This is a genomic window from Candidatus Frankia nodulisporulans, assembly GCF_902806475.1.
GTDB lineage: Bacteria > Actinomycetota > Actinomycetes > Frankiales > Frankiaceae > Frankia > Frankia umida.
Map to the genome: position 1 here is coordinate 1 of NZ_CADCWS010000289.1, position 4,811 is coordinate 4,811.

The 4,811-nt window shown below is 70.8% G+C and carries 4 protein-coding genes and 1 pseudogene; 2 read left to right on the forward strand and 3 right to left on the reverse strand.

What is annotated here, in order from left to right:
* Together G6R24_RS18260 and G6R24_RS18265 are read left to right on the forward strand one after the other, a co-directional pair.
* A pseudogene (locus tag G6R24_RS18260) lies at positions 1-299 on the forward strand (hypothetical protein); the annotation flags it as partial.
* Between the two features lie 656 nt (positions 300-955).
* A complete protein-coding gene (locus G6R24_RS18265; RefSeq protein ID WP_225438698.1) occupies positions 956-1,600 on the forward strand; it encodes an FAD-dependent oxidoreductase in 645 nt (214 codons plus the stop codon).
* Here the strand turns inward: G6R24_RS18265 and G6R24_RS18270 are convergent.
* From G6R24_RS18270 to G6R24_RS18280, 3 genes are all read right to left on the reverse strand, one after another.
* Positions 1,518-3,209, reverse strand: coding sequence for an AMP-binding protein (locus G6R24_RS18270; RefSeq protein ID WP_163550422.1), 1,692 nt, complete (start codon positions 3,207-3,209; stop codon positions 1,518-1,520). The genes G6R24_RS18265 and G6R24_RS18270 overlap by 83 nt on opposite strands.
* A 75-nt stretch (positions 3,210-3,284) precedes the next feature.
* A complete protein-coding gene (locus tag G6R24_RS18275) occupies positions 3,285-4,244 on the reverse strand; it encodes an LLM class flavin-dependent oxidoreductase (protein ID WP_225438699.1) in 960 nt (319 codons plus the stop codon).
* Positions 4,241-4,811, reverse strand: a 571-nt coding sequence (locus tag G6R24_RS18280) for a nuclear transport factor 2 family protein (protein WP_163550423.1), incomplete at its 5' end; no start/stop codon positions are given. The genes G6R24_RS18280 and G6R24_RS18275, both read right to left, overlap by 4 nt.

Sequence of the window (4,811 nt, forward strand, 5' to 3'; positions counted from 1 at the left end):
AGAACCGCGCCAGGCGAGTGCAGCACAGAGTCCGACGCAGTGATCAGACCACCGCCGCCTGCGACCTCACGACACCATGGAGCGTGCCCGACGGCCTCGTATCGGAGGCAACCATCATCAGCCGCGCCCACGGGATCATCGCCGGCCTACAGCTGGTGGACCTCGTCATGCACCACATCGACCCCAGCGTCAGTATTAAGCCTCACCTCGCCGACGGCGACACCGCGAAACCGGGAGACATACCGGTTCAGTGCACGGTCCGGCCCGAAGCCTCATCACCAGCGAACGGACCGCACTGAACTTCTGCAGCGCATGTCCGGCATCGCCACGCTCACCAGCCAATTCGCCGTCGCCGCCGACTTCGGCGTCCACGTCCTCGACACCCGCAAAACCACGCCCGGGCTCAGAGCGCTGGACGGCGTTTACGGAGAGTCTCAGCGGAAAAAGGTCGTTGGTCTGTGCGGAGGCGGTGCGGCCGGTATGACCGGACCGGACCCGGAGGCCATCCTACAGGTCGAAGACAGGTCCGTTGGCGGTGGGTGGTGCAGTGGGACCGCCCGAGCTGTCCGGTTCCGTCGGGCCGGGTGGGTATCGGCGGGGAACGATGTCGACGGCGGCTTTTCGGACACCCTGCTACTCCACCTTGTTTCACCGGCTTTGTCGCCCTGCTTCACCTACTTCGCGGCCTCCGCGGCGCGCGCTGAGAGCGCTGAGACCGCAGCCGCCGCGCGTCGGTCACGGCCGGTGAGTTTCCAGGCGGCGAGCCGCGCGGCCATGGCGGGGGTCGGCGGGAAGATGCCGAGTTGGCCAAGCATGGTCATGTCGTCGCGGAGGGCCTCGTGGCCGACTACCTTTCCGTCGCGTGTGGGGCAGGGGCCGTTGCCTTTCAACTCGGGCGCATCCCGTTTTGTTTTGAAATGAAATCAGACTTCTGCATAAGCCTCAGGGCATCGAGGTGTCCCTGATCGGACGTGGGGACGCGCTGATGGGCTCGGCGATCGGGGCGAAGGTCGGCGCCCTGATGACCCGGGTGCACGAACGCAACCACGTCGACCTGCTGCTCGGACGTAACCCGGTGCGCTGGACCACCGCCGACTCCCCGGCCACCGAACGCACTCCGTCCGGTGTCGGGGTGCGGATCTGGCTGGACGACGGCGGCCGGATCGACGCCGACGCGGCAGTCGTCGCCGTCGGCGCCCTGCCGGCGGTGCGCTGGCTGCTGGGCTCCGGCCTCGACATCAGCGACGGGGTGCTCACCACCGCGTCCTGCCATGGCGTCGTCAACGAGGGCGGCGGGTTGTCCGTGGTGCCGTCGGTGGTCGCCGCCGGGGATGTCGCCCGATGGCCGAACCTGCTGATCGACTCCACGCCCCGGCGGGTCGAGCACTGGATCACCGCGTCCGAACATGGGCAGTCCGCGGCCGACTCGCTGCTGCTCGGCCCGGGGCAGGCGCCCCCCTTCACCCCCCTGCCCCGGTTCTGGACCGAGCAGTTCGGGGTGCGGCTGCAGGGCGTGGTCAGGGCTGGCCGGGCTGGCCGGCCTTGGCGGCGATGGCGGCGGCCCACCGCAGGTCGGGTTTGCCGGCGGGCGAGCGCCTGACCTCGTCGACGCGGATGTAGGCCTTGGGCAGCTTGAACCGGGCGATGTGCGCGGCCGCCGCGGTGGCGAGGTCGTCGTCGGTCACCACCACACCGTCATGGGGCTGGATGAGCGCGACGACCTCCTGCCCCCACCGCGGCGAGGGACGGCCCGTCACCACCACGTCGCGGATGCCGGGGTGGCTGGCGACCGCCTGCTCCACCTCCTCGGCGAAGATCTTCTCGCCGCCGGAGTTGATCGTCGCCGAGTCCCGGCCGAGCAGCGCGATGGTGCCGTCCGCGAGCAGGCGGGCGCGGTCGCCGGGAATGGTCATCCGCTGGCCGGCGATCGTCGGGAAGGTGCGGGCGGTCCTGTCCGCGTCACCGAGGTAGCCCAGCGGCAGCGCGCCGGTCTTACCCAGCCAACCCGTGCCGTCATGGCCGGGGGGTAGCAGGCCGGACCGATCCTCCGCGACCACCACGCTGCCTTCCGTCGGGCTGAACACGCCGGCCGGCGGCGGCTGCTGCTGCTGGCGGGAGGTCAGTTGCAGGCCCTGGCTGCCGCCCTCGGACGAGCCGATCGCGTCCATGATGGTGACCTCGGGCATCAGGTCGAGCAGCCGCTGCTTCGTCGCCGTCGTCAGCACCGACCCGCCGGACAGGATCGTGCGCACCGACGAGACGTCGTAGCGCCCGGTCCCGATCGCCTCGACGATCGGCCGGGCGAACGCCTCGCCAACGATCTGCAGCAACCGCACCCGTTCCCGTTCGAGCAGCGTGGCGATGTCGTGGCCGTCCAGCCGGTCGGTGCGGCTCTGGATGACGACGATGCCACCCTTGTTCATCGTCATGAACGCCGTCCAGTGCCCGGCGCCGTGCATGAACGGCGGTGCCGGCAACGCGACCGTGGGGTCGGTCTCCACAGCCGCGCGGGCGATCTCCGCCAGGGACGAGAACGGGGTGCGGTCGGGTCGGCGCCCGCCCATCGCGGTGAGGTGGATGTCCCCCTGCCGCCACAGGACACCCTTGGGCAGCCCGGTCGTGCCGCCGGTGTAGAGGACGTAGAGATCGTCGGGTGACCATTCGTCCGACCAGGCCGGCAGCTGCGCGGACGCCCCGGCGAGGGCATCGGCGTACCAGGTGGCGCCGGGCAGCAGCGGCTGGCCCGAGTCGTCCTCGATCTGGATGAGCAGGTGCAGGTCGGGCAGGTCCGCGAGGACCTCGGCGAGCCGCGGCGCGAACTCCGACTGGTACACGATCGCCCGACTGCGGCTGTCCCACAGGACGTGCCGCAGCTCCTCGGCGACATACCGGTAGTTGACGTTCACCGGGGCGACCCGGGCCTTGAAGGCGCCGAGCATCGCCTCGAGGTACTCGTTGCCGTTGTGGGCGTACACCGCGAGATGATCGTGCTGGGACTCGTGCGAGCCGAGACCCGCCCGACCGTTGGGCCTGGCCCCGAGCCCCCCGTCGCGCAACACGTGGGCGAACCGACGGGAACGCTCAGCGATATCGGCGTAGGTCAGCCGGCGATCCCGAAAGACAATGCAGTCACGATCCGGCACCGCGGCGGCGACGGCTTCGTGAACCGCAGCGATATTGTATCCAGACCCCACCCCATGATCGCCCATTCGGGTGAGGCTATCTCAGCCCCATCCGCACAGTCGACCGTTTAACAACGTTTAGAAAACCACCGTGTCCCCTGGTCAGGCCGAGCCGTTGAGGGTTTTCCAGTGGTCCGCGATCTCGGCGTGGACGTCGGCGTGCGCCTGCGGCCAGGCGAGCCCCGCCTCCAACGTGTTGACCGCGATATGGCTGGCGCCGAGCTCCAACCAGCGTCCGAGCCGCCCCGCGGCCTGCGCCGGCGTTCCTCCCCGCAGCACCACGTGGCCCTGTAGACCGACCGTCTCCGGATCCCGTCCGGCGTCCCTGGCCGCCGAACGCACCAGCGCCCAGGCCGCCGCCAACCGTTCCCCGTCACCGAGCGCCGGATGCGGAATCCACCCGTCGGCCAGCCGCCCCACCCGCTCGAGCGCGGCGGGCGCGTCACCGCAGCCCACCCAGATCGGGATCGCCCCCGACGGCGGACGCGGCTCGATACCGGCCCGGTCGATCGTGTCGAACGCCCCCGCGTGCGCCACCACCGGCTGCGTCCACAGCGCCCGCAGCAGCGGGATCTGCTCCTCCAACCGGCGGGCCCGGCTGCGAAACGCCACCCCGAGCGCGTCGTACTCGACCTCGTTCCAGCCGATCCCCACCCCCAGCCGCAACCGTCCACCACCAGTGCCAGCGCTGCCACCACCAGCCCCGGTTCCGGCACCGGCACCGGCACCGAGCAGGACGTCAAGGGTGGCCGTCTGCTTGGCGACCAGCGCGGTCTGACGCTGCGGCAGGACGAGCACGTCGGTCATGAACGACAGCGACGTGAGCGCCCCCAGATGCGCGAACAGCACCAGCGGTTCGAGGAAGGGCACGGTGTGGTCGTAGTAGCCGGTCCAGCCCGGTCGACTGGCCGAATCCGCGCCGAGCACGTGCTCGAACACCAGCAGATCGACATAGCCGGCGGCCTCGAGGCCCTGGGTGAACGCGACGACAGCACCGGGATCACTCGGCCGGATCTCCGCCTGCGGCAGCACCGCCCCCAACCGCACCGGCTGCCCCGTCACCGCGCCTCCCGCTCGTCCGCCGCGCTCACGGTCCCGGTCTCCGCGGTCCCGGCGGGTCCGGTCCCGGCGGGCTCGGTCCCGGCCACGGGTGTCGCCGCGGCTCCGGTGATCCCCGTTTCGGTCGTGACGTTACGCCAGGTCGGGTGGAACTCGCGCCGCTGAATCACCCAGCGACCGGCCAGGTGGACGAACTGGTCGCGGTAGCGACCGAACACCGTCTGGCAGGACGCCAGATCCGCGCTGACCAACACCGCGTGCAGATAACAGGACGCCTCAGCCAGCGCCAGCGCACCCCCGCCGACCACCGCAGCGGCCTGATCATCACCGGCATCCGGTCGCACGTGGTGGGTGCTCACCTGGTGCAGGGTGGGGCCGAGCGCGGCGTGAAACGGCGGCGCCCAGGCCAGGAACTCCTCGAGGGGCGCGAGGCGCGCGGGCCGTCCGAAACCGACCCGCGCGTGCGGTGCGAAGCAGGCCCGCAGCGCCGGCCAGTCCCGCTGGTCGATGGCCACGGCATAGGCGTTCTGCACGCCGATGATGGCCTGCACGTCAGCCGCCGTGAGTGCC

What these genes read in the sequence shown, in the direction of transcription:
- G6R24_RS18270 (WP_163550422.1), bottom strand. Translation starts at nt 3,209, where the DNA reads ATGGGCGATCATGGGGTGGGGTCTGGATACAATATCGCTGCGGTTCAC.